At 70.4% G+C, this 240-nt stretch carries 1 protein-coding gene; it reads left to right on the forward strand.

Annotation, left to right across the window (positions count from 1 at the left end):
• Positions 1–240, forward strand: a 240-nt coding sequence (locus tag HKX41_13195; GenBank protein ID NNC25090.1) for a TldD/PmbA family protein, incomplete at both ends; no start/stop codon positions are given.

The raw sequence follows: 240 nt of genomic DNA on the forward strand, positions 1-240 counted from the left end.
CTTCGCCGCCTCCACCGCGGCGATCGACCCGGAGTTCCGGGCCAAGGTCGCCGCCGATTCGATCGGGCCGTGCCGCGAGGCCAAGCTCACCGCGGCCGGCTTCCTCGAAGACGGCCAGAGCTTCGTCGCCTTCGCCAACAGCAAGGGCAACTTCGGCTACCAGAGCGCGACCAGCTTCAACTACACCTGCACCGTGCGCACCGACGACGGCCGCGGTTCGGGCTGGGTCGGGCGCGACCT

The sequence above is a fragment of the Salifodinibacter halophilus genome (assembly GCA_012999515.1).
GTDB classification, from domain to species: domain Bacteria; phylum Pseudomonadota; class Gammaproteobacteria; order Nevskiales; family Salinisphaeraceae; genus Salifodinibacter; species Salifodinibacter halophilus.